This window comes from Rhodococcus rhodochrous (assembly GCF_014854695.1).
Classification (GTDB): domain Bacteria; phylum Actinomycetota; class Actinomycetes; order Mycobacteriales; family Mycobacteriaceae; genus Rhodococcus.
This window is the reverse complement of the sequence record NZ_CP027557.1, coordinates 4,625,334-4,648,008: the sequence shown is the minus strand read 5'-3', so window position 1 is coordinate 4,648,008 and position 22,675 is coordinate 4,625,334. Positions and strand designations below refer to the sequence as shown.

General features: G+C 67.1%; 23 protein-coding genes and 1 tRNA gene. 14 read left to right on the top strand and 10 right to left on the bottom strand.

All coding sequences use genetic code 11. The features are described from left to right. Positions 1-53: 53 nt before the first annotated feature. A complete protein-coding gene (locus tag C6Y44_RS21150; RefSeq protein WP_064256149.1) occupies positions 54-476 on the bottom strand; it encodes a hypothetical protein in 423 nt (140 codons plus the stop codon). On the opposite strand from C6Y44_RS21150, the gene C6Y44_RS21145 reads away from it, so the two are divergent. Further along, positions 469-687 (top strand): DUF2630 family protein, encoded by a 219-nt coding sequence (locus C6Y44_RS21145; protein WP_192378582.1) that lies wholly within the window; start codon positions 469-471, stop codon positions 685-687. The genes C6Y44_RS21150 and C6Y44_RS21145 overlap by 8 nt on opposite strands. Here the strand turns inward: C6Y44_RS21145 and C6Y44_RS21140 are convergent. Beyond that, complete coding sequence (locus C6Y44_RS21140) at positions 675-1,475, bottom strand: alpha/beta fold hydrolase (RefSeq protein ID WP_225623643.1); 801 nt, start codon at positions 1,473-1,475, stop codon at positions 675-677. The two genes, C6Y44_RS21145 and C6Y44_RS21140, sit on opposite strands and share 13 nt — an antisense overlap. Before the next feature lie 214 nt (positions 1,476-1,689). Here C6Y44_RS21140 and ahpC point away from each other — a divergent pair, with 214 nt between their 5' ends. From ahpC to C6Y44_RS21120, 4 genes are all read left to right on the top strand, one after another. Next, positions 1,690-2,253 carry an alkyl hydroperoxide reductase subunit C gene (ahpC, locus tag C6Y44_RS21135; protein ID WP_024102020.1) on the top strand — a complete coding sequence of 188 codons (564 nt, stop codon included), beginning with the start codon at positions 1,690-1,692 and terminating at the stop codon, positions 2,251-2,253. 146 nt (positions 2,254-2,399) lie between these two features. Then, complete coding sequence (gene ahpF, locus C6Y44_RS21130; RefSeq protein WP_192378580.1) at positions 2,400-3,995, top strand: alkyl hydroperoxide reductase subunit F; 1,596 nt, start codon at positions 2,400-2,402, stop codon at positions 3,993-3,995. Positions 3,996-4,201: 206 nt separating this feature from the next. Next, complete coding sequence (locus C6Y44_RS21125) at positions 4,202-5,077, top strand: hypothetical protein (protein ID WP_192378579.1); 876 nt, start codon at positions 4,202-4,204, stop codon at positions 5,075-5,077. Between the two features lie 69 nt (positions 5,078-5,146). Next, entirely contained in the window at positions 5,147-5,635 is a 489-nt protein-coding gene (locus C6Y44_RS21120; RefSeq protein WP_225623642.1) for a gluconokinase, read from the top strand. Positions 5,636-5,747: 112 nt separating this feature from the next. Here C6Y44_RS21120 and C6Y44_RS28345 read toward each other — a convergent pair whose 3' ends face one another. From C6Y44_RS28345 to C6Y44_RS21110, 3 genes are all read right to left on the bottom strand, one after another. Then, entirely contained in the window at positions 5,748-5,882 is a 135-nt protein-coding gene (locus tag C6Y44_RS28345) for a hypothetical protein (protein ID WP_263869916.1), read from the bottom strand. A 173-nt stretch (positions 5,883-6,055) separates the two neighbouring features. Continuing rightward, positions 6,056-6,126, bottom strand: a tRNA-Gly gene (locus C6Y44_RS21115). An 87-nt stretch (positions 6,127-6,213) separates the two neighbouring features. Beyond that, entirely contained in the window at positions 6,214-7,038 is an 825-nt protein-coding gene (locus C6Y44_RS21110; protein WP_192378578.1) for an oxygenase MpaB family protein, read from the bottom strand. 109 nt (positions 7,039-7,147) lie between these two features. Between C6Y44_RS21110 and C6Y44_RS21105 the strand changes: the two genes are divergently transcribed. The 4 genes from C6Y44_RS21105 to C6Y44_RS21090 all read left to right on the top strand — a co-directional run bounded on the left by C6Y44_RS21105 (position 7,148) and on the right by C6Y44_RS21090 (position 10,336). Continuing rightward, a complete protein-coding gene (locus C6Y44_RS21105) occupies positions 7,148-7,783 on the top strand; it encodes a TetR/AcrR family transcriptional regulator (protein ID WP_120280344.1) in 636 nt (211 codons plus the stop codon). Positions 7,784-7,817: 34 nt separating this feature from the next. After that, on the top strand, positions 7,818-8,408 hold the full coding sequence (gene dcd / locus C6Y44_RS21100; RefSeq protein WP_016696219.1) for a dCTP deaminase: 591 nt from the start codon (positions 7,818-7,820) through the stop codon (positions 8,406-8,408). Positions 8,409-8,486: 78 nt separating this feature from the next. Beyond that, positions 8,487-9,215: a DUF5995 family protein gene (locus tag C6Y44_RS21095; RefSeq protein WP_225623641.1), complete on the top strand. Its 729-nt coding sequence runs from the start codon at positions 8,487-8,489 to the stop codon at positions 9,213-9,215. A 56-nt stretch (positions 9,216-9,271) separates the two neighbouring features. Continuing rightward, entirely contained in the window at positions 9,272-10,336 is a 1,065-nt protein-coding gene (locus tag C6Y44_RS21090; protein ID WP_192378576.1) for a beta-mannosidase, read from the top strand. Here the strand turns inward: C6Y44_RS21090 and C6Y44_RS21085 are convergent. Genes C6Y44_RS21085 through C6Y44_RS21070 form a run of 4 tightly spaced genes read right to left on the bottom strand, consistent with a single transcriptional unit; the run spans position 10,328 to position 16,909 of the window. Then, positions 10,328-11,974, bottom strand: a complete 1,647-nt coding sequence (locus C6Y44_RS21085; protein ID WP_192378575.1) for a glycosyltransferase family 39 protein — start codon at positions 11,972-11,974, stop codon at positions 10,328-10,330. The two genes, C6Y44_RS21090 and C6Y44_RS21085, sit on opposite strands and share 9 nt — an antisense overlap. Then, a complete protein-coding gene (locus C6Y44_RS21080; protein WP_192378574.1) occupies positions 11,971-13,446 on the bottom strand; it encodes a glycosyltransferase in 1,476 nt (491 codons plus the stop codon). Before C6Y44_RS21080 ends, C6Y44_RS21085 begins: the two co-directional genes overlap by 4 nt. Next, positions 13,431-14,915 (bottom strand): archaeosortase/exosortase family protein, encoded by a 1,485-nt coding sequence (locus C6Y44_RS21075; protein WP_225623640.1) that lies wholly within the window; start codon positions 14,913-14,915, stop codon positions 13,431-13,433. Before C6Y44_RS21075 ends, C6Y44_RS21080 begins: the two co-directional genes overlap by 16 nt. Before the next feature lie 5 nt (positions 14,916-14,920). Then, a complete protein-coding gene (locus C6Y44_RS21070) occupies positions 14,921-16,909 on the bottom strand; it encodes a hypothetical protein (protein ID WP_225623639.1) in 1,989 nt (662 codons plus the stop codon). 666 nt (positions 16,910-17,575) lie between these two features. Here C6Y44_RS21070 and C6Y44_RS21065 point away from each other — a divergent pair. The 5 genes from C6Y44_RS21065 (at position 17,576) to C6Y44_RS21045 (ending at position 21,180) form a co-directional block, all read left to right on the top strand. Beyond that, entirely contained in the window at positions 17,576-17,902 is a 327-nt protein-coding gene (locus C6Y44_RS21065) for a SelT/SelW/SelH family protein (protein ID WP_159417532.1), read from the top strand. Positions 17,903-18,010: 108 nt separating this feature from the next. Then, positions 18,011-18,667, top strand: a complete 657-nt coding sequence (locus C6Y44_RS21060) for a hypothetical protein (RefSeq protein ID WP_159417533.1) — start codon at positions 18,011-18,013, stop codon at positions 18,665-18,667. A gap of 390 nt (positions 18,668-19,057) precedes the next feature. Next, positions 19,058-19,216, top strand: coding sequence for a hypothetical protein (locus C6Y44_RS21055; RefSeq protein WP_159417534.1), 159 nt, complete (start codon positions 19,058-19,060; stop codon positions 19,214-19,216). A gap of 73 nt (positions 19,217-19,289) precedes the next feature. Continuing rightward, positions 19,290-19,937, top strand: coding sequence for a phosphate signaling complex PhoU family protein (locus C6Y44_RS21050; protein ID WP_159417535.1), 648 nt, complete (start codon positions 19,290-19,292; stop codon positions 19,935-19,937). Between the two features lie 43 nt (positions 19,938-19,980). Beyond that, complete coding sequence (locus tag C6Y44_RS21045) at positions 19,981-21,180, top strand: MalY/PatB family protein (RefSeq protein WP_192378572.1); 1,200 nt, start codon at positions 19,981-19,983, stop codon at positions 21,178-21,180. Between the two features lie 132 nt (positions 21,181-21,312). Here the strand turns inward: C6Y44_RS21045 and C6Y44_RS21040 are convergent, their stop codons facing one another. Further along, the gene (locus C6Y44_RS21040; RefSeq protein ID WP_225623638.1) at positions 21,313-22,347 is read right to left on the bottom strand and encodes a GH39 family glycosyl hydrolase; all 1,035 of its coding nucleotides are present in this window, start codon (positions 22,345-22,347) and stop codon (positions 21,313-21,315) included. Positions 22,348-22,675: the final 328 nt, after the last annotated feature.

The following is a 22,675-nucleotide window of genomic DNA, read 5'->3' as shown; positions in this document are numbered from 1 at the left end:
TGTCCGTCTACCGGACACGCACACAACCTCCCCTTCGTCTGTTCGCCGAACTCCTACTCCACGATCGGGAAGAGCGACTCCCCGTCCTCGGGCGCGCCGCTGACCTGACCGCGGTCGACGCGCGAATCCTCCACGATCACCCCGTCGACCTCGTCCGCGAGTTTCGAGTCTTCGGGCGCGCCGGTGGTGGCGTCGTCGACCACCTCGTCCACGTCTTCGGTCAGTTCGTCCTCCGGCGTCGCCGCGACAGGCTTGTCGAGCGGCTCGGCGGGTTCGACGTCGGGTTCCTCCTCGGCGAGACGCTGGTCGAGCGACTCGCCTTCCTGCTCTTCACGCTGGGTCGTTCCGAACTTGTCGGCTCCACTCCAGTCCTCGGGCGGATCGACGACCTCGTCGCCGTCGTCGTTCCGCACCTCGTCGGCGTCGAGGCCTTCGCTGGGGCTGAGGGTGTCGCCGGGACCGTCTTCGATGCTCATGTCGAGGAGATACCCGGCCGGTCGGGTGCGAAACCGGACGGGCGCGGACGGTCCGAGCGACGAGGATCTGCAGCGCCTGCGCGCTGTCGAGAAGCGACTCGACCAATGCTGGGACCTGCTGCGTCAACGTCGCGCGAAGGCCGAGTTCGGTGACGATCCGGACGACGCACAGCCACGGCCGGTCGACGAGGTCGAGTCCTACCGGCAGTAGGTGCTCGCCCGCGCGGCAGTCCGGCGCACGAGGTCGACGATGGCCTCGGGGCAGTCGGACTGCGGCGCGTGGCCGGCCCAGCGGAGCGGCACGAACCGTGCCCCGGGGATCAGTGGGACGTACCGCACGGTCTGCGCCGACGCGACCGTGTCGAGGACGCCCTGCGCCAGAGTGACGGGACAGTCGATCCGGTCGAGTCCCGTCGGCACATCGGTCAGGATCGCGTCCCACAGCATCGACCAGAAACCGGCCGAATCGGCGAATCCGCCCTTGACCGCCAGTGCTTCGGCGCGGGTCGTCTCCCACGGCTTCGCGCGTAGACCCGCGGTGAGTGCGGTACGGCCGAGGACGCTGCGCGACATCGGTTCGATGAGCGGCCTGCGGGCCTTGTTGAGCAGGCGCGCGGTCGTCATGAGCGCGCCCTGGTAGATACGTTCCGGCGGCAGTCCGAGTCCGGAGGGTGACAGGGCGACCACAGACAGGGCGCGGCCGCGCACGGCGAGTTCGATCGCGAGTCGTCCGCCGAGCGAGTTGCCCAGAACGTGCACCCGGTCGAGTCCGAGGGCGTCGAGTTCCGCCTCCAGGGTGTCGGTGAGCGCGCCGACGGTGGGTCGGCCGCTCTGTTCCGGCGACGAACCGTGACCGGGTAGGTCGACGTTCAGCACGTCGAAGTGCTCGGCGAGTCGCGGGACGAGGGTGGAGAAGTCGTCCATCGTGGCGCCGATGCCGTGCAGGAGGAGTAGGGGTTCACCGGATCCGGTGCGGCGGTAGCTCGGTCGTGAGTGCATCGGTTCCATTCTTCCCTGTCGGGCGGGCCGGAGTGCCCTGTCGCAAAGGTTGTGTGTTCTGTCACATTTGTGAGGAAGGAAAAGCAACGACCTGGTCGAACGGCGTGTTATAGCCCTTCCTTATCGAACTTCTAGAAACTATCGATTGGCACAATCAATAGTTCGCGGATAACGTCTGAACCGTCAACCCCATCGAGACGAGTGAGGTTCTTACATGTCGCTGATCAACAAGAAGATCAAGCCCTTCAAGGCCGAGGCTTTCAAGGACGGCGCCTTCGTGACCGTGTCCGACGAGGACATCAAGGACAAGTGGGCGATCTTCTTCTTCTACCCCGCAGACTTCACGTTCGTCTGCCCGACGGAGCTCGGCGACCTCGCGGACCACTACGAGGAGCTGCAGAAGCTCGGCGTCGAGGTCTTCTCCGTCTCGACCGACACGCACTTCACGCACAAGGCGTGGCACGGCTCGTCGGAGACCATCGGCAAGATCAAGTACGCCATGATCGGTGACCCGACCCTGCAGATCAGCACCGACTTCGAGGTCCTCCGTGAGGACCAGGGCCTCGCCGACCGCGGCACCTTCCTGGTCGACCCGGACGGCGTCGTCCAGTTCACCGAGGTCACCGCTGAGGGCATCGGCCGCAACGCCGCCGAGCTCGTCCGCAAGGTCAAGGCTGCTCAGTACGTCCGCAGCCACCCGGGCGAGGTCTGCCCGGCCAAGTGGGAAGAGGGCGACGACACCCTCGCTCCGTCGCTGGAGCTCGTCGGCAAGATCTGATTCGTCGACGGAAATTCGTTCCGGTGGCACGGGATCGAACGTCCCGTGCCACCGGGCACCGTCCGGGTCCGCTCGGCTCGAGCTGAGAAGTTCGCCGACTCCCATCTCTTCCGGTCACAGTTCTTCCACCTCTGGAGTGAATCCTCATGCTCGACGCCTCCCTTGCCGCCCAGTTGAAGTCCCTTCTCGAAAAGGTCACCCAGCCGATCGAGCTCGTGTCGTCCCTCGACGACCGGCCGAAGTCGAAGGAACTCGCCGACCTCCTCGATCAGATCGCCGGCATGTCCGATCTGGTCACCCATGTGCGCGACGGTGAAGCCACCCGTCGCCCCTCCTTCCTGATCCGCCGGGTCGGCACCGACATCGCGGTCGAGTTCGCGGGCATCCCGCTCGGCCACGAGTTCACCTCTCTCGTGCTCGCCCTGCTGCAGGTCGGCGGCCACCCCTCGAAGGAGGCCGTGGAACTGCTCGAGCAGGTGCGCGATCTCGAGGGCGACTTCCACTTCGAGACCTACTTCTCGCTGTCGTGCCAGAACTGCCCCGACGTGGTGCAGGCCCTGAACGTGATGTGCGTGACCAACTCGCGCATCAAGCACACCGCGATCGAAGGCTCGCTCTTCCAGGACGAGGTCGATGCACGCCAGGTCATGGCAGTGCCGACCGTCTTCCTCAACGGTGAGCTGTTCGGCTCCGGACGCATGAACCTCGAGCAGATCGTCGGCAAGCTCGACAGCGGCTCCGCCGAGCGCACCGCCGCCGCGATCAGCGAGAAGGATCCCTTCGACGTCCTCGTCGTCGGTGGCGGCCCCGCCGGCGCGACCGCCGCGATCTACGCTTCCCGCAAGGGAATCCGCACCGGCGTTCTCGCCGAGCGCTTCGGCGGCCAGGTGCTCGACACCATGGCCATCGAGAACTTCTCCTCCGTCCCCTACACGGAGGGCCCGAAGTTCGCGGCCGAGCTCGAGAACCACGTGCGCCAGTACGACGTCGACATCATGAACGTCCAGAAGGCCTCGAAGCTCACCCCGGCCCCCACCGAGGGTGGTCTCGTCGAGGTCGAACTCGAGAGCGGCGCCCGGTTGCTTTCGCGCAGCGTCGTTCTCGCGACCGGTGCCCGCTGGCGCGCGATGAACGTGCCGGGCGAGCAGGAGTACCGCAACAAGGGCGTCACCTACTGCCCGCACTGCGACGGCCCGCTGTTCAAGGGCAAGCGCGTCGCGGTCATCGGTGGCGGTAACTCCGGTGTCGAGGCCGCGATCGACCTCGCCGGCGTCGTCGCCCATGTGACCCTCATCGAGTTCGACTCGGTCCTGCGCGCCGACGAGGTGCTGCAGCGCAAGCTCCGCAGCCTGCCCAACGTCGACATCATCGTCAGCGCCCTCACCACCGAGGTCCTCGGCGACGGTTCGAAGGTCACCGGCCTGACCTACACCGACCGCACCACCGATGAGTCGCGCACCCTCGAGCTGGACGGCGTGTTCGTCCAGATCGGCCTGCTGCCGAACACCGAGTGGCTCTCCGGCACGGTCGAACTCAGCCCGCGTGGCGAGATCGTCGTCGACGACCACGGCCGCACCTCGGTGCCCGGCGTGTTCGCTGCCGGCGACTGCACGACCGTCCCGTACAAGCAGATCATCGTCTCCGCAGGTGCGGGTGCGACGGCCGCGCTCGGCGCGTTCGACCACCTCATCCGCACGAGCGCCCCGGCCCAGGCCGAGGAAGCGGTTGCTGCGACCGTCTAGGCGTCACTGCAGCCCCGTGGCCGTCACCCTTCCGGGTGGCGGCCACGCTGCTTTGTCGGGGGCGGTCGTTGCCGAGAATCTCGCGAAAACCGTCCACATTCTCCCCCAATTCACCCCGTGGGGGCATTGACGCACTCTTTACCCCGGCGTTTCACTGAAATACGCACGTGTGTCCCCATCGCGACGGTGTCCCAGGAGGCCGACCTATGCGCAGCACACGGAAGTCCGGCCGACGGCACAGACGCGGAGGGAGAGCCGCCACGGTGGTGGCGCTCATGGGGTTGCTCGCCCTGTGGGTCAATCCCGCGGCATCGGCGGACGACGTCACCGGCTTCTCGCTCCCGTTCTCCGGCGCACCGGGTTACGAGCATCTGGCGCCGACGCAGGTCACCGACCCGTCCCGGTTGCACGCCCCGCTCGGTCGGGAGTGGGCCGAGGACATCGCCCGTCAGATCGGGCTGAGTCCGTCGGATGCGTTGTCCGAGCAGCAGGCCCGCGACTTCACCACCGGCGGGGGAGTGGGCGGAAGCAAGGAGGCGGCCGAGATCATCCAGAGCTCCATCGACATCCTCATCAATACGACCGGCCGCCCCATGTATTCCGACGTGAACGGTGTCTCCACCCCGTCGGTCCTCGGTAGTTACGGCCTCTACGTGACGCCCGACGGCATACTGCAGAGCCCGGCCAACGCGTCGGCGCCGACACGGCAGATCAACACGCTCATCGCGCCCGGCGGGTACGTCGACACCTGGCTGCGCAACAACGACGCGACGGACACATTGGTGGCGCTGTACCGGTCGGCGTACCCGATCGAGGCGGCCTTCGGTTTTGCGGCGCAACAGATGTCCGGCGCCGCGCAGCTGGTCACCAACACGAAGGGTGACGTCGTCTCGACCGTCGGCATGTCGATGGCGCCGCCGCTGTGGATCGTGAACTTCGCTCTCATCTACGCCGTGAGTCCTTCCCTCGCGGCCGCGATGCCGGCCTACTGGGCTCCCATCCCGCCGGAGGTTGCCGAGGCCATCAAGGCGAGCCCCACTGGTCAGGTGCCCTACGCCGATTACGCGTCGTACCTCGAGTGAACTTCGGGGAGGTCGTGGTCGGGAATTTCGACGAGAGCGACCACAACCTCCCCGAAGTTACGATGTGGCATGGCTGTTGTGGTGATGGGCGTCAGTGGATGTGGCAAAACGACTTTCGCGAAGCAACTCGCGGACGCGATCGGCGGCGCCTTCATCGAGGCGGACGATTACCACAGCGACGCGTCGATCGAGAAGATGCGCTCGGGGCACGCGCTCGGCGACGAGGATCGTGAGCCGTGGTTGCGTGCGGTCGCCGCGGCCGCTGCCGACAGCGTCGAGACCCCGGTGGTCGCGTGCTCGGCACTGAAGCGGTCCTACCGCGACATCCTGCGTGCCGGCACCCCGGCCGTCTTCCTCCATCTGGATGTGCCCGTCGACGTCGTGCGGTCCAGGGTTCGCGGACGCGGCGGCCACTTCTTCTCCGAGTCGCTGGTGGCTTCCCAGTTCGAGACGCTCGAGCCGCTGGGACCCGACGAGGACGGCGTCACCCTGGACGCGACCCGCTCGCTCCCCGAACTCCTCGATACAGCCCGCTCGTACCTCGAAGGCCGCCGGTAGGACTGTCGAGGTAGGTGTTGTTGTCGAAGAACGCGAGAAAATCGACAACAACGACAGACTCGATACGACGAAGGCCCCGACCGTGCGGTCGAGGCCTTCATCCTCAGAAAGATCAGCGCTTCCTGACGTTCGCGACGATCTCAGCCTCGGCCTTGATGCTGGTCCTGGTCTTCTTCTCGGCGCGCTTTTCCTTCAGCGACTTGCCGGACTTCTTGGACATCGAACTGCGAGGCGATTTGTCGGCCATGTTGCCACCCTCAATTGGGGACCTGAACGGTCCCGATTCCCCCACAGTACGGGAAGGTCGGTCGTGATCCGCGCACGAGTCGGCGCCGGGAGCGTCCTGCGGCAGGAACGACGGGCTCGGACCCGCCCCACAACGACGAAGGCCCCGACCGCGTGTCGGGGCCTTCGTGTGGGAGCCGATGACGGGAATCGAACCCGCGTATTCAGCTTGGGAAGCTGATGTTCTACCATTGAACTACATCGGCACGCTGGGCTTTTGCCGATTCTCACCGACTCCGGCCCGAGCTTTCGGAGCAAACTGTAGCAGACTCTCCGGGTCGATCGCGGGACCCCTAGACCAGGGATCGGCCCGTCCGGATCCGCCACCGCATGTCGGCCAGCAGCACGCGGTAGGGCAGCTCCCGCACCGCGACCGGCAGCCTCTTGTTCACCACACCCAGAGCTCGCATGACGCGGTCGAAGCGACGCTGGTCGCGCGGCGTCCACGGCAGCAACATCTGCTCGCGGAACAGCTGCGGCAGGAAGCCGGCGGTGAAGAAGAGATTGAGCTTGCCGAACAGGGCCGGGACGGGCTGGGGCAGGAACTCGATCCGGGCGATCGACAGCAGGTGCTCGCGGATCGTGTCGTCGATCTTCACCTTGTGGAGGTTGTCCTCCCAGTACTGCTCGAACGCCGCCCGGTCCTTCGGCCACATGTGCTGCGGCACCTGCAGCGTCGTACCGAAGGTCGCGCCGTTCTGATAGAAGTACTCGATCGCGTCGTCGGGGATCGGCCCGTACAGCGCGCGGTGCACGTCCTCGAATCCGCGGTAGATGCACGACGCCACCCACAGCTGCAGTTCCGGATCCATCGCGTTGTACTCGACCGGGCTCGACTCGGTGGAACGGACCTGCGAGTGCGCCTTGTTGACGCCGCGACGGAACAAGCGCTTCTCGTCGTCGGTGCCGCGCGCCGCGACGGCCAGGTAGGTGAGGGTGGTGCGGGTGCGCTTGATCGGGTGGTCGAACAGCCGTCCCGACTCCACGCGGGATTCGTAGACGCCGTAGCCGACGCCGGGCCACGACAGCTGCATGATGATGTTCGCTGCTCCGGCGGCCAGGCCGAGCCCGTCCATCGTGTCGTCCAGGCCGACGGGCTTGTCGACGGTCGTCGTCATCGGAATTCCCTCCATCGTTCGAAGTGACCACGACTGTACTCAGATGCGCGCCGACGGTAAAGACCGGAGGTTGCGCGGAACGGAGACCGGACGCTGCGAAGATAGGGGTATGGCAACTGGACGGCTCTACGGTGGACGCGCAGGCGAGGAACGACAGGCCGATCGGCGAGCGCAGCTGATCGAGGCCGGTCTCGATCTCCTCGGAGCTGCCGACGGGGAAGCCACGCTGTCGGTGCGCGGTGTCTGCAAGCGCGCCGGTCTGGCATCGCGCTACTTCTACGAGAGCTTCGCCGACCGCGACGAGCTCACCGGTGCCGTCTACGACCACGTCGTCCAGCGCATCGCCGAGAGCACGCTCGCCGCTGTGACCTCGGCACCCGCCGACGACGACCGCGCGATCGTGCGGGCCTGCGTCGAGAACATCGTCCGCGAGATCGACGAGGATCCGCGGCTCGGCCGCATGCTGTTCTCCGTCAGCCAGGCCAACACGCAGCTCGCGAAGCGGCGCCTCGACTCGACCCGCATGTTCGCCGGTCTGGTCACCGCTCAGGCCGAGAACATCTACGCCATCACCCCGAGCCCCCGGCTCGATCTCGCGGCGCACTACGTCGTCGGCGGACTCGCCCAGGCGTTGACGGCCTGGCTCGACGGCACCGTGCCGCTGAGTCACGACGACGTCGTCGAGGAGTGCACCGAACTGCTGCTCACGATGTCGGCCCAACTGCGGCGCGACTCGGCCACGTAGAACCCCGCGACCGGGCGATTGTTAACCTCTACTCGTGCTGCTCTCCGATCGCGATATCCGCGCTCAGATCGCCTCCGGGCATCTGGGCATCGACCCGTTCGATCCGGAGCTCGTGCAGCCCTCGAGTGTCGACGTCAAACTCGACAGCCTGTTCCGCGTCTTCAACAACACGCGCTACACGCACATCGACCCGGCGAAGCAGCAGGACGAACTGACGTCGCTTGTGCAGGTGCCCGAGGGTGAGCCGTTCGTGCTGCATCCCGGCGAGTTCGTGCTCGGGTCGACGATGGAACGGTGCACCCTGCCGGCCGATCTCGCCGGTCGCCTCGAAGGCAAGTCGTCGCTGGGCCGGCTCGGTCTGCTCACGCACTCGACGGCCGGGTTCATCGACCCGGGCTTCGACGGGCACATCACCCTCGAGCTGTCCAACGTCGCGAACCTGCCGATCACGCTCTGGCCGGGCATGAAGATCGGTCAGCTGTGCCTGTTCCGGCTGACGAGCCCTGCCGAGCACCCCTACGGCAGCGCGAAGGTCGGGTCCAAGTACCAGGGCCAGCGCGGGCCCACGCCGTCGAAGGCGTACCTGAATTTCGTGCACAAGCACCCCGACGCGCGTCCCAGTTAGTTCTTCCCGTCCCGCGATGCTTTCCGGGACGGCAGCTGCGGGTCCACAATGATCCTCATCCGCACGGAGGAGGGGACCGTGGCGCTGCATGCGAATGACATCGACGAGGTGCTCGGGATCCTCGACGGCATCGTCGACGAGACCGCGGAGCGCGGTGATCCGCGGGGATGCTTCGCGGCCGTCTATCGGCAGATGACCGTGGCAGTGAAGGCCGGCGTCTTCGCGGACAAGGACCGCATGAACCGCATCGACACCCTGTTCGCGAACCGTTACTTCGAAGCCTACGAAGCGACCGCACCGACCAGAGCGTGGCAGATCGCGTTCGACGCCGCGAAGCACGACCGGTTGATCGTGCTGCAACACCTGCTGCTGGGGATCAACGCGCACATCAATCTCGATCTCGCCGTCGTCGTGGGTGAGAACCTGTCGGGCAGCGAACTGGACGCCTTCCGCACCGACTACGACAAGATCAACGACATCATCGCGGGGGTGATGCCGAAGGTGCGCGACGCCATCGAGTCGTTCTCGCCCCTGATCAAGATCCTCGAACCGGTCGGCGCGGTGCATCCGGTCCTCGACTTCGCCTTCGACCGCGCGCGGGAGACCGCATGGGTGTGGGCCGAGATGCTGTCGCAGATGGATGCGAACCTGCGCCCCGCCGCGATAGACGTCCTCGACCGGAACGTCGCCGTGCTCGGCAGGGTCATCGCACGCCCCGACCCGCTGACGGCGGCCCTCGTCGGCCTCGTCCACAACACCGAGAGCAAGGACATGCGCCGGATCATCCGGACGCTCGACAACCTCTGACGACCCGATGTCCCGGGTGCCTGCGTACACGGCTCCGTGGCGGTTAATCTCTGGACGTGCGCGTCGCTGCGGTCGCCACCATTTTGTTCCTCCTGCTCGCGGCCTGTGCGCAGGACACTTCGTCGCGCCCCTCGCCTCCCGAGGATCTCCCGATGGTCCGCGCCGACGGCGACCATCTCGCTCTCGACGACCGGACATGGTGGCCCGCCGGGCTCAACGCCTACCAGCTCGGCACCCGCTGGGAGGTCAACCACGGATGTGGTGCCGAGGTGGATCTCGACGAGTTCTTCGGCGCACTGGCACCGCGCTCGGTGGTGCGTTTCGACGCCTTTCAGTCCCACGCCGTGCACCGGATCGGCGGCACGCTCGACTTCACCGCGCTCGATGCCGTCTTCGACGCCGCCGAGCGGCACAGGGTGTACCTGATCCCGGTTCTCGCCCCGCAGGACAGCGAGTGCGACGCGGGCGGATACAAGCAGGCGAACTGGTACGACACCGGTTGGCGCGACCCGCTGCCGGGTCATGTGCTCGCCTTCGACGACTGGGTCGCGACGGCCGTCGAACGGTGGGGGTCGTCGTCGGTGGTGGCGATGTGGGAGTTGATCGGCGAACCCGAGACCGCGACCTGCACCGACGACGAGTGCACCCTCGAACGACGCGAGTGCCTGCCCGGCGGTGCCCGGCTGCTCCGCGATTGGATAGACGAAGCAGGCGCCATCGTCCGTGAGCACGACCCGGACCGGCTCGTCACCGTCGGGACCATCGGAGGCGACCAGTGCGGTTCGGCCGGTGACGATTTCACGACCATCGCCGGCGCCGAGCAACTCGACGTGGTGCAGTACCACGACTACGACGACGCGCAGTTCCTCGAGCAGCGGCTCGACGGGTTGTCGAAGCCGATGCTCGTCGCCGAACTCGGTGTCCGGGCCGGTTCGTGCCGTGGGGTGAACGAGCGTGCCGACATCGTCGACCGCACGCTCACGCAGTACCGCGAACTCGGGGCCGACGGCGCACTGATGTGGTCGTTCGTCCCTGATCCGCGGCCGGACGAGTGCACCTACGACATCGGCCCGGACGACCCGGTCCACTACGTCCTACGGCGCCACCACCGCTCAGGCTGAAGCACGGTCGAGTACCCGGAAGAGGCGCCAATCGGGCTGGTCGGCACCGTCGTTGGGGATCTCCAGTTCGAGCACCGCGATGTCGCTGCCGGTCTCGTAGATGGTGGGGTAACGGCGGTTGACGGCATCCGATGTTCCCCGGCCCTCGTTGGGGACGGTCAGGATGTACTCGACCCCGGAGGCGGAGGGACGGTTGAGTACGGCGGTGAAGTCGGAGTCCGAAGGGATGACGAACGTCTCGGGGCGTTCGGTGGCCGAGTAGATCGCGAACCCGTAGACCGTGTCCATCAGCACCGAGCCCGGCGGCAGGTCCATCGCGTCGAGATATTCGGCGATGCGTCGTTCGGTGGAGAACGCCGCGATCACCCGTCGCTGCTGCTCACGTACCTCGGACGGATCGTCGTTGTCCGGAAACAGGACCGTGCGCAGCGCGTGCTGTTCCTGCGACAGGGTAGGCGAGCCCATCGCGACGAACGTGACGGGCAGACTGCACACGAGGAGCACCGCACCCAACGGTGCCGCGCCGCTGCGGTCCTCCGTCCTCGGAACGGCGTGCGGTCCGGGACGTCGTGCCGTGAGCAGTCCGCGTCGCGGTGCCAGCTGCACGACCCATACCGCGAGCAGCGGGATCGCGCAGATGTAGAAGCGCAGGAACGGGAAGGTCATTCCGCGCGCATAGGACAGCGCGGCGAATCCCAGGACCGCGCCGAAGACGACGAACGGCACGAGCGGTTCGAGGTCGCGGCGCCGCCACGCGAGCACCGCCACGACCGGGATCAGCAGCGGAAGCGCCGGTCCGAGCACGACGGTCTCGGCGAGCGAGAAGGCGATCGCACCGAGTCCGCCCGACGAGCCGCCACCGCTCTGCTCGAGGATGGCGGCGTTGCCGTAGGCCGAGGTGAACTGCGCGAGCCATTCACCGGTGACGAGCCAGCTCGTCACGACGAACGCGACGAAGGCCAGTATGAGGGGAGCGGCGACGAGGATCGCGTCCATGATCGCCGGCTGCCATCCCGAGCCGGGAGCGTAGCGACGCGACCGGTACCGGACGAGCAGCGCGACGAAGACCGTCACCGCCCCACCGACGGCCAGCGCGTCGTACCGCGCGAGATACGCCAGCGCGAGGGCGATTCCGGCCAGTGCCAGGTCGTGGATGTCGTCGGTGCTGCACCAGCGGATCAGACGACGTGTGGCCCAGCACAACGCGAACAGGAACGGCGCCTCGCTCATCCCGTTCGCGCCGTAGTAGACGATCATCGGGTTCAGGGCGAACACCGCCGTCACCGTCCACACGAACCACGGCGGGCATCCGCGATCGCACGCGATGCGGTGGATCTGCACCGCAGCACCGGCCATGAACGGCGCCGACACGAGCACCGCCGTGACCGCATAGGCCGACAGCCCCGGGAACCACGCCGACAGTCCCGTGAGCGGCACCTGGACGAGTGCGGTGAGCGGCGTGAACACGAAGCCGAGGGCGGCGAGATGCGGGTCGCGGCTGAGCAGCACCGACCGTGCAGCGCTCACCCGGCTGAGCGAATCACCCTGGTAGTACTGCACGTCCAGCGCGAGCCACAGTCCCACCATCAGATGGATCAGGCAGGCGGTCCAGAACACCCACGTGCTGCGGGCCCTCACGACGACAACCCGTGGAAGGTCTTCTCCCAGTAGGAAGGATTACGGATGAGCTGGTAGGTGCCCTTGATCGCCGCGATCGACATGAGGACCCAGTAGAACGGCACGGTCAGGCACGGCCACCACAGGTTCGCGTGTCCCGTCTCGCGGCACGCCACGAAGTTCATGTACATCACGGCGACGTTGCCGAACACGAGTGAGATCAACGCGGGGAAGTAGGCGTACCAGGGGAAGATCTCCTCGATCAGTTCCGCCTGGCCGAGCAGCCACGCCAGCGTCGTCATCCAGAACACCATGTTCAGGCACGCGATGATCGGCGTGCCTGCCAGCAGGGTCGTGAACCGCAGCATCCCCGCGGTGCCGATCACCCGCCACAACCGGACGGGCCGACGCATGTGGACCAGCCAGGTCTGCAGATAGCCTTTGTACCAACGGGATCGCTGCCGCACCCAATTGATCGGATCGCTGTTCGCCTCCTCGAGCGTGGTCGAGTCGAGAACCGCTGTGGAATAACCGGATTCGGCGATCCGCACGCCGAGATCGGCATCCTCGGTGACGTTGTACGGATCCCACGCGCCGATCTCGTCGAACACCGACCGGCGGATGTGGTTCGACGTGCCTCCCAGCGGGATCGGCGAGTACGACTTCATCAGTCCGGGCAGGATGAAGTTGAACCACAGTGCGTAGTCGGCGGTGAACCAGCCGGTCAGCAGATTCTGGGTTCCGTTGTGGAAGGCCAGTTTCGCCTGCACACACGCCACGTCGTCGCCGAGACGGTCGAAGACGACGACCACCCGGCGCAGCTGCAACGGCTCGGGCAGATCCTCGGCGTCGAAGATCGTGACGATCTCACCGGTCGTGAAGTGCAGACCGTAGTTGCACGCCTTCGGTTTCGTGCGCGGGTCGGCGGCCGGGACGAGCAGGATCTCGACGCTCTCACCGAGCCCGGCCTTCTCCGCGGCCTCGATCGTGACGGTGTCGTCCTCCTCGAGCAGCAACAGTACCTGGAGCTTGTCGGCCGGATAGTCGAGCGCGGCCATCGCGGCGAGCAGGTCGCCGACCACCTCGGGTTCGTTGTAGGCGGGCACGAGCACCGTGTACGGCGGTAGCCGGTCGTCGGTGAGGGCGAGTGCTTCCTCGTCGTCGACGATGAACTGCGCGTCGCGCGCCATGCCGCGGGTGAACAGCAGCAGCCGGTCGGCGAGGGTCGCGATGTACCCGAAGGTGCACAGCACGGTGAAGACGATCAGGGTCGGTTTCGTCGCCACGACGAGCGCGAGTACGAAGGCCGCGGCGAGCGCGAATCCGAGATATTTCTGCCAAGGCACGAATGCGACCGACGCCGACGAGACGGGGCTGCGTTCGCGGAGTCCGTGCACCGCCTCGTGGAGGGCTGCGGTCCGGTAGGCGTCGAACTCCGCGGTGCTCGCGGGCGGAACATCGTGTCCGGAGCCGACGTTCACTCGCCCTGCCATTGTGCCTCCACGAGTTCGCGACCCACTTCGATCAGCATGGAACGGTCCTTGTACTCGGGTTCGGTGTCCTCGACGGTGCCGTTGCCGCGCAGCAACACCCGCAGCAGCGTGCGGACGTTGGCGACGGAGTTCGGCTCGGGCTGCGGGAACGGCGCATCGAGTTCGTGGTTGTCCACCGTCAACAGGCTCACCCGCTGGGCGACGGTGTCGCTGCGGGTCCACACGAAGCTGAGCAGGCTCCACGTCAGGAGCAGGTTGTCGTCGACGACGGTGAAGTACTCGGCGGTCACCCCGCGCCCCAGGTCGACGTACTCCTTGGGGCTCACGCGCGACCTGCCGAGTTCGTACATCGACTCGGTGGGGTAGACCGCGAATGCGTTCGGGCTGCGCACCTGCAGGGTCTGCACCGCGACGGTGCGCGGACGCAGCAGACGGTCCCAATCGGGATTCGGTTCCTCCGCACGGATCATCTGGCGGCGCAGCACCGATCCCTGTCGGAAGTAGGCGCGGGGCCAGTCGTAGTCGGCGGACGACAACTGCACCCACCCGGCCGGGACGATCTGCGTGGCGGTGCCCGAATAGGGCGGCCCTTCCGACACGGGGGTCAGCCGCTGGTCGGGCAGTGGCACGAGCGCCGCGAGCAGCGCGGCCACCACAATGCACAGGGCTCCTCGCGCGGCTTGGGGAATCGACACCGGATTCGGTGGCAGCGTGCGCGGGGCGAGCCCGCGGTAGGTCCACAGATAGGCTCCCGCCCCGACGATCACCGTCGCGATCACCGTCGGCACGTACTGGGACACGGCGATGGGCGCGTCCGGCCATCGCTGGTCGATCAGGATGAGCACCATCAGGCCGGTCACGAATGTCGCGGAGCCGTAGAAGAATCCGCGGGCCCGGGTGCGCCGCGTCGCGAGTCCGATGGCTGTGGCGGCGAGGACGAGCGTGACCTGTCCCGCGGCAAGCTTCGTACCCCCGAACTCGACGAGCACGATCCGGTAGAGCACGGGTGAGCTCAGGAAGAGCATCGCCCAGGCCTGCCAGTACGCCGAGGTCACGCGCAGACCGAACATCGCCACGCACGCCCCGCACACGAACACCCACGCGGCGAGCACGTCGAGATGCATCACCTGATAGTTCGTCGCGTAGCGCGGCATCAGCAGTCCCTTGATCGCGAGCGCGATCAGCAGCAGGAGCACCGATGTGATGATGTCGGTCTGCCGGTCGTGGATCGGCAGTTCGTTCTTCCGCTGCCGCGTGATGCCGATCGCGACGATCGCAACGAGCGGCGGCACGATGAGGACGTAGCCGCCGGTGGTACCCGTGCGGATCTCGTCGATCAACTGCAGCCAGGTGGAGTGGAAGGCGATCAGGGTCGCAGCGACGATCACGATCCACCGATTGGTGGTGTGCAGCATCGAGTTCGTGAAGAACCGCTCGGTGAACGACGGTTGCTCCACTGTCGCGGTCATGGTGTTCACCGCGACTGCGGACGGCGCCGGGTACGCGACCACACCGCGGCGCCCGCCGCGCCGACGACGAGCAGGACGACACCCGCGACGACCACCGCGGTCACTGTGCTGTCCGATCCCGATGACGGTGCGTCGAGATCGTCGTCCTGGGGCCGGGGATCGATGAGCGAGATCGGATCGCGGTCGGGAGCGGTGAACAGCACGTTGCCCTCGAGTTCGAACCAGCGATCGGGCTCGGCGGAGAGCCAGTCGAGCGTCCGATCGAGTTCCTCGGGAGCAGCGGTCGACGTGGCGACCAGCACGGTGCGTCCGTCGTCCCGCACGACCTGCAGCGAGGCGAAGTTCACCTCGGTGCCGAAGGTGAGGCTGGTGCTCTCGCCCTCGGCGTTGCGGACCTCGAACCGGCGGTCCTCGGTGCGGACGAGCGGCAGCTGCGACTGCAGACCTTCGGGGAGGAGACCGTTCGCGTCCACGATCACTGCCGGTCCCGACGAGGCGAGTGCGTCGTCGATCGTCACCCATTCGGGGTCGAGCGGACGGCTGGTGAGTGACTGGAGTCCGGCGACGAGTTCGACGGCGCGGGAGACGTCGACGAGGCTGCGATCGGAGGTCGCGACGTCGACCCTCGGCATCAGAGTCTGGGGCAGCGACGGGAAGCCGGCGGGGAGTGGCGGATCCGCGAGCGTGCTGAAGACACGACTGTCACCGTCGATACGGAGGGTGACGGGTTGCTGGAGACCGCACGGCTCCTGGGCACCGGTGGTACGGAGTTCGACGCTGATGTCGGTGAGCCGCCCGAGGGCCGAGTTCGGAACCGTGACGACACGGTCGATGACACCGCTCGCGTCGGCCGCCCACGAATCGAGCGTGACGTCGCCGGCGGAGACGGTGATCGACCCGCCCTGGATGGCGGGGAGCGGGGTGTAGGAGCCCTGCAGGTCGATGCTCACATCGCGCACCGGCCGCCCGAATTCGGTCTGGTCGAGGAAGAGGTGCACGTCGGCGATCCCGAGGCCGCTCGTCTCTAGGTCGGACACCCGCAGGTCGTACAGGGTGGCCGAGTCGGACGGGAGGATGGGCCGGGTCTCGAACGCGCCGACGGCGACGTCGGAGCCGACGGCGAAGCCGGACAGGGCGCTGGTGATCAGGCGCCCCTGGTCGAGGAGCGTCTCCGCGTCGCCGCGGATGTACAGGGCGGGCGGCCCGTCGGGCACCGGCACGACCTCCGCACCCGTCTGGTCGCCCTCGCTGACGACGATCTGCCGGACGAACGGGGTGTCGGCTGCCGGGGGTACGCCGTTCGCCGGGAGTTCACGTACGTCCACGGGCACCTGCCGCCCGGAATACCGGGCGCCCACGGTCGCTGCGAGGTCGAGGACGACGCTCGCTTCGGCGTCCGTGGGATCCTCGGCCAGGTACAACTCGAGGCGGTCGAGGACCGGCGGGAGGTAGTCGGCGACCGCCTGCGGCGCCGCGGGTGTGCCCGCGTACCGGACCACACCGTCGCGCAGACGTACCGAACCCAGCGTCCAGTCGTCGGGGCAGATGTTGTCGACGGCGACCAGGTGCAGATCGAGCGAGATCACCGAGGCGTCGTTCTCGACCTTCGCGCCGGCGAGCGGGATCGACAGCGGCACGATATCGCCACCGGGCGGCAGTTCCACGCGTGTGAGCAGACGCCCGTCCGAGGTGACGTCGATCCATCCCCGCGCGACGTTCGTGGGCAGTTCGGCGGTGGTGTCGAGGAACGCGGGGGTATTTCCGGCAGGGACCGGAAAAGTGAGCGTGACGACATCGGAATTGCCGCGGAATTCGATGTTCGGCCCGAGTCCGAGATTGCGGGTCGGGAATGCGACCTCGCCCGGAGGCGTCGGTTCCGTCGACTCGAGATCCTGCGCTGCGGCGGTAATCGGGTTCGCACACAACGTCATCGAGGTGGCAAGAGCCAGCAGGAGGGTGCGACGGGAACGGCGACCGGTTCGGAGGTATGTCACTCGAGCAGCGTATTGCGTCCGATCACGAGAATATTGCAGACGCGGCGACAATTCGGTGTGATGTTGCGCTGTTGTAACGGAACGCGGACCGGCCTCGATTATGGCCGATGACCCCGAGTCGGGCGAACCAGGAGGGTAGGTGCCGAGAAGGTCGTGCCGATGCTTGTCGGCGGGCCACGGTGAACGCGTTGTGGGCGACGGGCGTCACATTGTGAGGCGTCCTCGAGTATTGCTTTTGCAACCATGTTGTGATCTCCGATGTTTGGTGTTCTCGGCGGATTCGCGCACACTGTGAGCCATGTGGGTGTGGATCGCATCGGCGCTGGCGGCGTGGTTGGGCCTCTCGGCTCTCGGCGCGCTCGCGGTCGGTCGGTTCCTGTTCGTCTCGGAAAGGGAGGAGCAACTTGTCGAGATGCAACGGGAGCAGCGTGATTCTGCGAACCCTCCCGTCGCTTCCTGACACGCCGGACGTCCGCCTGCGCGATACTCGCGAGTAACAATTTCTCGTGTCTAGACTCGGTTCCGCGTCGTCCTCCTGTCCCCCCATGTGAGGACGGCCGCACGGGTCGGTTACCCCCCATCACCGGTCCGTGCAGAAGCCCCGGCCGATCCACCACCACGATTGCCGGGGCTTCATCCATCTCCGGCGGAGATATCCTGTCGCTCATGACCGAGCAGGCTCCGCGCGTCGCGATCACCTACTGCACACAGTGCAAATGGTTGCTGCGCGCCGGATGGATGGCGCAGGAATTGCTGAACACCTTCGGTACCGCGCTCGGCGAGGTTGCGCTCGTTCCCGGCACCGGTGGGGTGTTCCGCATCGTCGTCGACGACACGGTCGTGTGGGACCGCAAGGAGGACAAGGGTTTTCCCGAGATCGCCACACTCAAGCAGCGGGTGCGCGATCTCGTGGAGCCGGATCGTGATCTCGGGCATGTGGATCGGGTCGCCCGGGCCGACTCCCCACCTCGTCGCGACAGCAACGACATCTAGCGGTAACGTTCTCGCATATGTGCCCGCGTTCTACGCGCGTCGGGCACGGTCGACGGCGTGCCGTTCACGAAAGCGGTCGCCGACATCGAAATACGGGGAGGAAAATCGATGAATTCTGTTGCGAAGAAGGCTGCCGTCGCGGCCTCGGGTGCCGCACTGCTGGCCCTGGTCGTTCCGGGCGTCTCGTCGGCTGCGGGTCCGAGCGTCTCGGCGAAGGCGGAGAACGGCGCCATCGTCGTCGACTTCGATCTGACGCGTGCCGACGTCGACCGCGGCGTCACCTGCGTCACCTACGTCCTGAAGCCGGGCACCGTCGACACGGCCGATCCGTCGGGCCGCATCGACGCGCAGCCCGCCGGCACGAGCTTCTCGGTGACCAACACCAGCACCTCGAGCGCGCTGTACATCAAGGACGGCGCACCCTCGCAGGCCGGTCCGGAGTCGATCACCGACGGCACCTACAACGTCTTCTGGGGCTGCCAGGACGCCTCGGGTGCGCAGTACGAGAACATCTTCGACGCGTCCGGTCGCCCCTTCACAGGTGGCATCTCCGTGACGGTCGGCGGCGGCGAGTCCGCACCGCAGGGCGAGGCGGCTCCGCAGGCACAGTCCGCGCCGCAGGCCGAGTCCGCGCCCGCACCGCAGGGCGAGGCCGCGCCCCAGGCCGATAATGTTCCGCCGGCCCCCCAGTCGCAGCCGGAGCCGGTCGACCCGCTCCAGTTCGTGATCAAGTTCCTGCGCGACCTGATCGGCGCCTACCTCTGATCGGCGTCCAGGACCCGATCCGCACGTGACGACATCGGCGGCACCCACAAGTGGGTGCCGCCGATGCCGTTTCTGCACCGATTCGGTAGATGTGGTCCGGGTAGATGGGTCCGGAGGATTCCTGCGGCAGGGTAAGGAGCCACTGACGTCCGGAGGTCCTTGGTCCGAGGGTGACGGCGCACGTACTCCCGGCGTCGAGGTGGTCGGTCGAGAAGCATGGCTACCCGGAGCAGAACGGTTACGGCGAACCTCCGGGGACGTCGCGCTGCCGGCCAGGTTCTCGCCCGAGTTGAAGCTTCGCGCCGACAGGCTATAGTGATGACGGTCACTCCAGGGGATGGGTGTGGCCTGCGCAGCCGAGCACATCGGCGTTACGACGAGGGAAAAAATTTGTCTATCTGCATTGCCGGCACCCCGCAGCACAGCACCGCGACGCCGGGAAGCACCGAATGGATCAAGGCTCATCTCGCCCGCATGGACGACAGCGCGAGCTCTGTATCGTCCTCCGAGGACGTCGCCGTAGAGAGCGTCGTCGACGCGCGTCGTTAGGCTCCTCCCGAGGACTGCAACGAGGATCAGCCGGGTACACGTGCCGTGAACCGGGCGACGGAGGGAGCGAGACATGAGGGAGTTGTTCCGAGGACAGCTCGACGACCTGGTCGGACGCCTCGGTGAGCTTGCAGCGGTTGCCGCCGAAGGGCTCGACCTGGCCACTCGCGCCCTGTTCGACACCGATCTCGACGCAGCCCAGGCCGCCCTCGATCTCGACGCACGGATCGCCGAACTCGACACCGACTGTTCCGAGCGGGCGGTGCGGATCCTCGCCCTGCAGGGGCCCGTGGCCGCCGACCTGCGGTTGGTGTTCTCCGCGGTTCGTATCACGAGCGATCTCACCAGGATGGGCGAACTGAGCTTGCACATTGCGCGGGTCGTACGGCGTCGCCATCCCGAGTCGCTGGTGTCCGATCTCCTGCGCGACGATCTTCGCCGGATGGCCGATCTCGCAGCGCAGATCGTCGCGATCCTGCGCGACGCGTTCACGGACTTCGACCTCGAGACGATCAAGGGCACGCACGCCATCGAGACCGAACTCGATGCGGTGCACTCGCGACTGCTCTCCCTGCTCGAGAGCCCCGAATGGGACGGCGACATCCGGACCGCGGTCGACACCGCCCTGCTCGCGCGTTTCTACGGGCGTTTCGGCGACCAGGCCGTCGACGTCGCGGATCGGTTGATCTTCTTCGTCACCGGCCAGCGACCGGCCGCCTGACTTCGGCGCGCGGAGCGCCGCGAACCGTGCGATTCTCATCCACATGACCAGCGACGAGCGCCTCTCGGTCGGCGGTCCTGGGGTGCCCGGGTTCGACGACCTCGACTTCGACGCCCTGTCGGCGCGGTCCGGTGCCAAATGGGCACGGGTGGCCGCCGACGGGCTGGCCCCCGCCTGGGTCGCCGACATGGATTTCCCGGTCGCACCGCCGATCGCGCGTGCGCTGCACGAGCTGGTCGACCGTAGCGATCTCGGCTATCCCGACTGGTTGCACGGCACGCCGCTGCGCGAGGAGTTCGCGCTGCGCATGCGCACGCGTTACAGCTGGGAACCCGATCCCGGTGCGGTCCGCGAGCAGACGGATCTCATCCAGGCGTTGCAGCTCGTGCTGCACCTGAGCACCACGCGCGGCGATGCGGTGGCGATCCAGACACCGAACTACCCGCCGTTCCTCGCGTCGCTGCGACGGATGGGTCTGCAGCAGATCGACTTTCCGTTCGTCGACCGGGGCGACGGGTGGGTGCTCGACTTCGATGCGTTCGAGCCGTTGGTGGCGCGGCGTCGTCCGCGGGTGCTGGTGCTCGTCAACCCGCACAATCCCACCGGTCGGGTGCTCACGCGTGAGGAACTCGAACGGATCGCCGATCTCGCCGAACGGTTCGACATGCTCGTCGTCAGCGACGAGATCCATGCCGAGCTGATCTACGAACCGCACCGGCACATCCCGTTCGCCTCGCTCGGGCCGGAGGCCGCTGCCCGCACGGTGACGCTGACCTCGGCCAGCAAAGCGTTCAACCTCGCAGGGATGCGGTGCGCGGTGGTGCACTACGGTTCCGAGACCCTGCTGAAGCGCCGGGACGCGGAACCGTTCGACCTGTACGGGACGGTCTCGGTTCCAGGAGTCGTTGCGACGCTCGCCGCGTGGCGCGAGGGCGACGCGTGGCAGCGCGACCTGCTGCAGGTCCTCGACCGGAATCGCCGACGGGTGGACGAGGTGCTGCGTGAACGGATCCCGGCCCTACGGCATCACCTGCCACAGGGCACCTACCTGACCTGGTTGAACACCGGGCCGCTCGACATCGACGATCCGGTGTCGGCCGTCCGCGATCGGGGACGCGTCCTTGCCGATGGTGGGGTGCGGTTCGGGTCGGGGGCACGCAACTTCCTGCGCATCAACTTCGCGACGTCGGGGCCGATCCTCGATCGGATCCTCGACGGCGTCACCGACGCGCTCGGTGCCTGATCATCAGCACAGCTCGTCCCCAGCCCGCGACCGCACCACCGATGGACTCTGCGCACCGCGGATCTCGCAGCCGACCTCGTCCGTTCCCTGCGCCTGGCGGCGCGCAATGCCCTCACATCGAGTCGCTGCTGATCAGAGGCAACCGGGAGTGACCGCGGCCGTATGCAACACGTCCCAGGCCGGTTTGGGTGTCCCGTCGTGCGCGAGGACCCCGAAGTTCTGCTCGCGATCGGTCACCTCGGTGCCCCGGTCGAGGAGGCTGTAGACGAACAGCTTGTCGATGAATCCCAACGCGCGCTGCTCGGTGATCCCGTCGCGCAGGATGTCGGCCTGCTCCGTGGGTCCCACCGCGTCGGTATCCGTGCCCGTCGGTGCCCCGAACTCCGTTGCCCAGATGGGCTTGTCGGAGTCACCCCGTTCGACCATGAGGGTGCGCATCTCGCGCATGCGGTAGAAAGAGTTCCAGTCGGACGTCGACGCATCGGACGGCAGAGCGGGATAACTGTAGGGATGCATGCCCACCACGTCGAAGGCCGGCGACACGCCCTGGTCGTACAGCTCGGCGAGAAAGGTCGTCGGGGCGATGTCCGATCCGTTGTCGGTGCCGGGGGACAGGCCGCCGGTGATCACCACCGCCCCGGGGTCGACGTTGCGGATCGCGTCCGACGCTGCCACGAGCAGGTCGGCGTACGCGCCGACGTCGGGTTGCGGGGCGAAGAAGGCCGTCAGGTTCGGCCCGTTCCAGATCTCCCAGTGCGTGACACTGTCCGAGTAGCGATCGGCGACGTCGCCTGCGAAGCGACCGAATTCGCCGGGGTCGGCGGGCATCCCGTGCGGATCATCGGGGTCGGCCTCCGACGTCCGCGCCCAGTGCGGAGTGTGGGTGAGCAGGCCCAGCACTTGCAGGTCGTGTGCGTCGGCCGCGGCGACGACCCGGTCGGTGCCCCTCCAGTCGAAGCGGCCGCGCGCGGGTTCGATGATCGACCAGTCCATGTCGAACCGGATCCATCCGGCGCCGCTGTCGGCGACCGTCGACATGTACGCGTCGAGGTCGTCGGCGTCCAGGGAGTCGAGACCCGCTCCCGTCGCGACCCCGAGACTGTCGGCGGTCAGATCTGTTCGGCAGTCGCGTGCCTCAGTGCTCTGGGTACACGACAGAGCGAACACACCGACAAGGGTGAGAACGGCGCGGAGCGGCATGGACCGCGACACGCGACGCGGCATCGACCGCGAAAGGGACACTGCAACCTCAACGGGACTTGACGAGACCGGTGAGGCCGAGCTCGTCGGTGATGGGTAGGACATGGGTTCCGGCCAGAACACAGACAGCCGAGAGAGAGCAGCGGTGACGGGCCAGGGAAGATCGTAGCGTTCCGCGAAGAGCGAGATTCACACAGCCACCGCAGCACCCAGCATCACGATCGCTACGGTCTGGGCGCAGAGGAACAGACCCCCGATTCGGACGCTCGGGGCCGCCGGTCGGCCATGGGGTCGG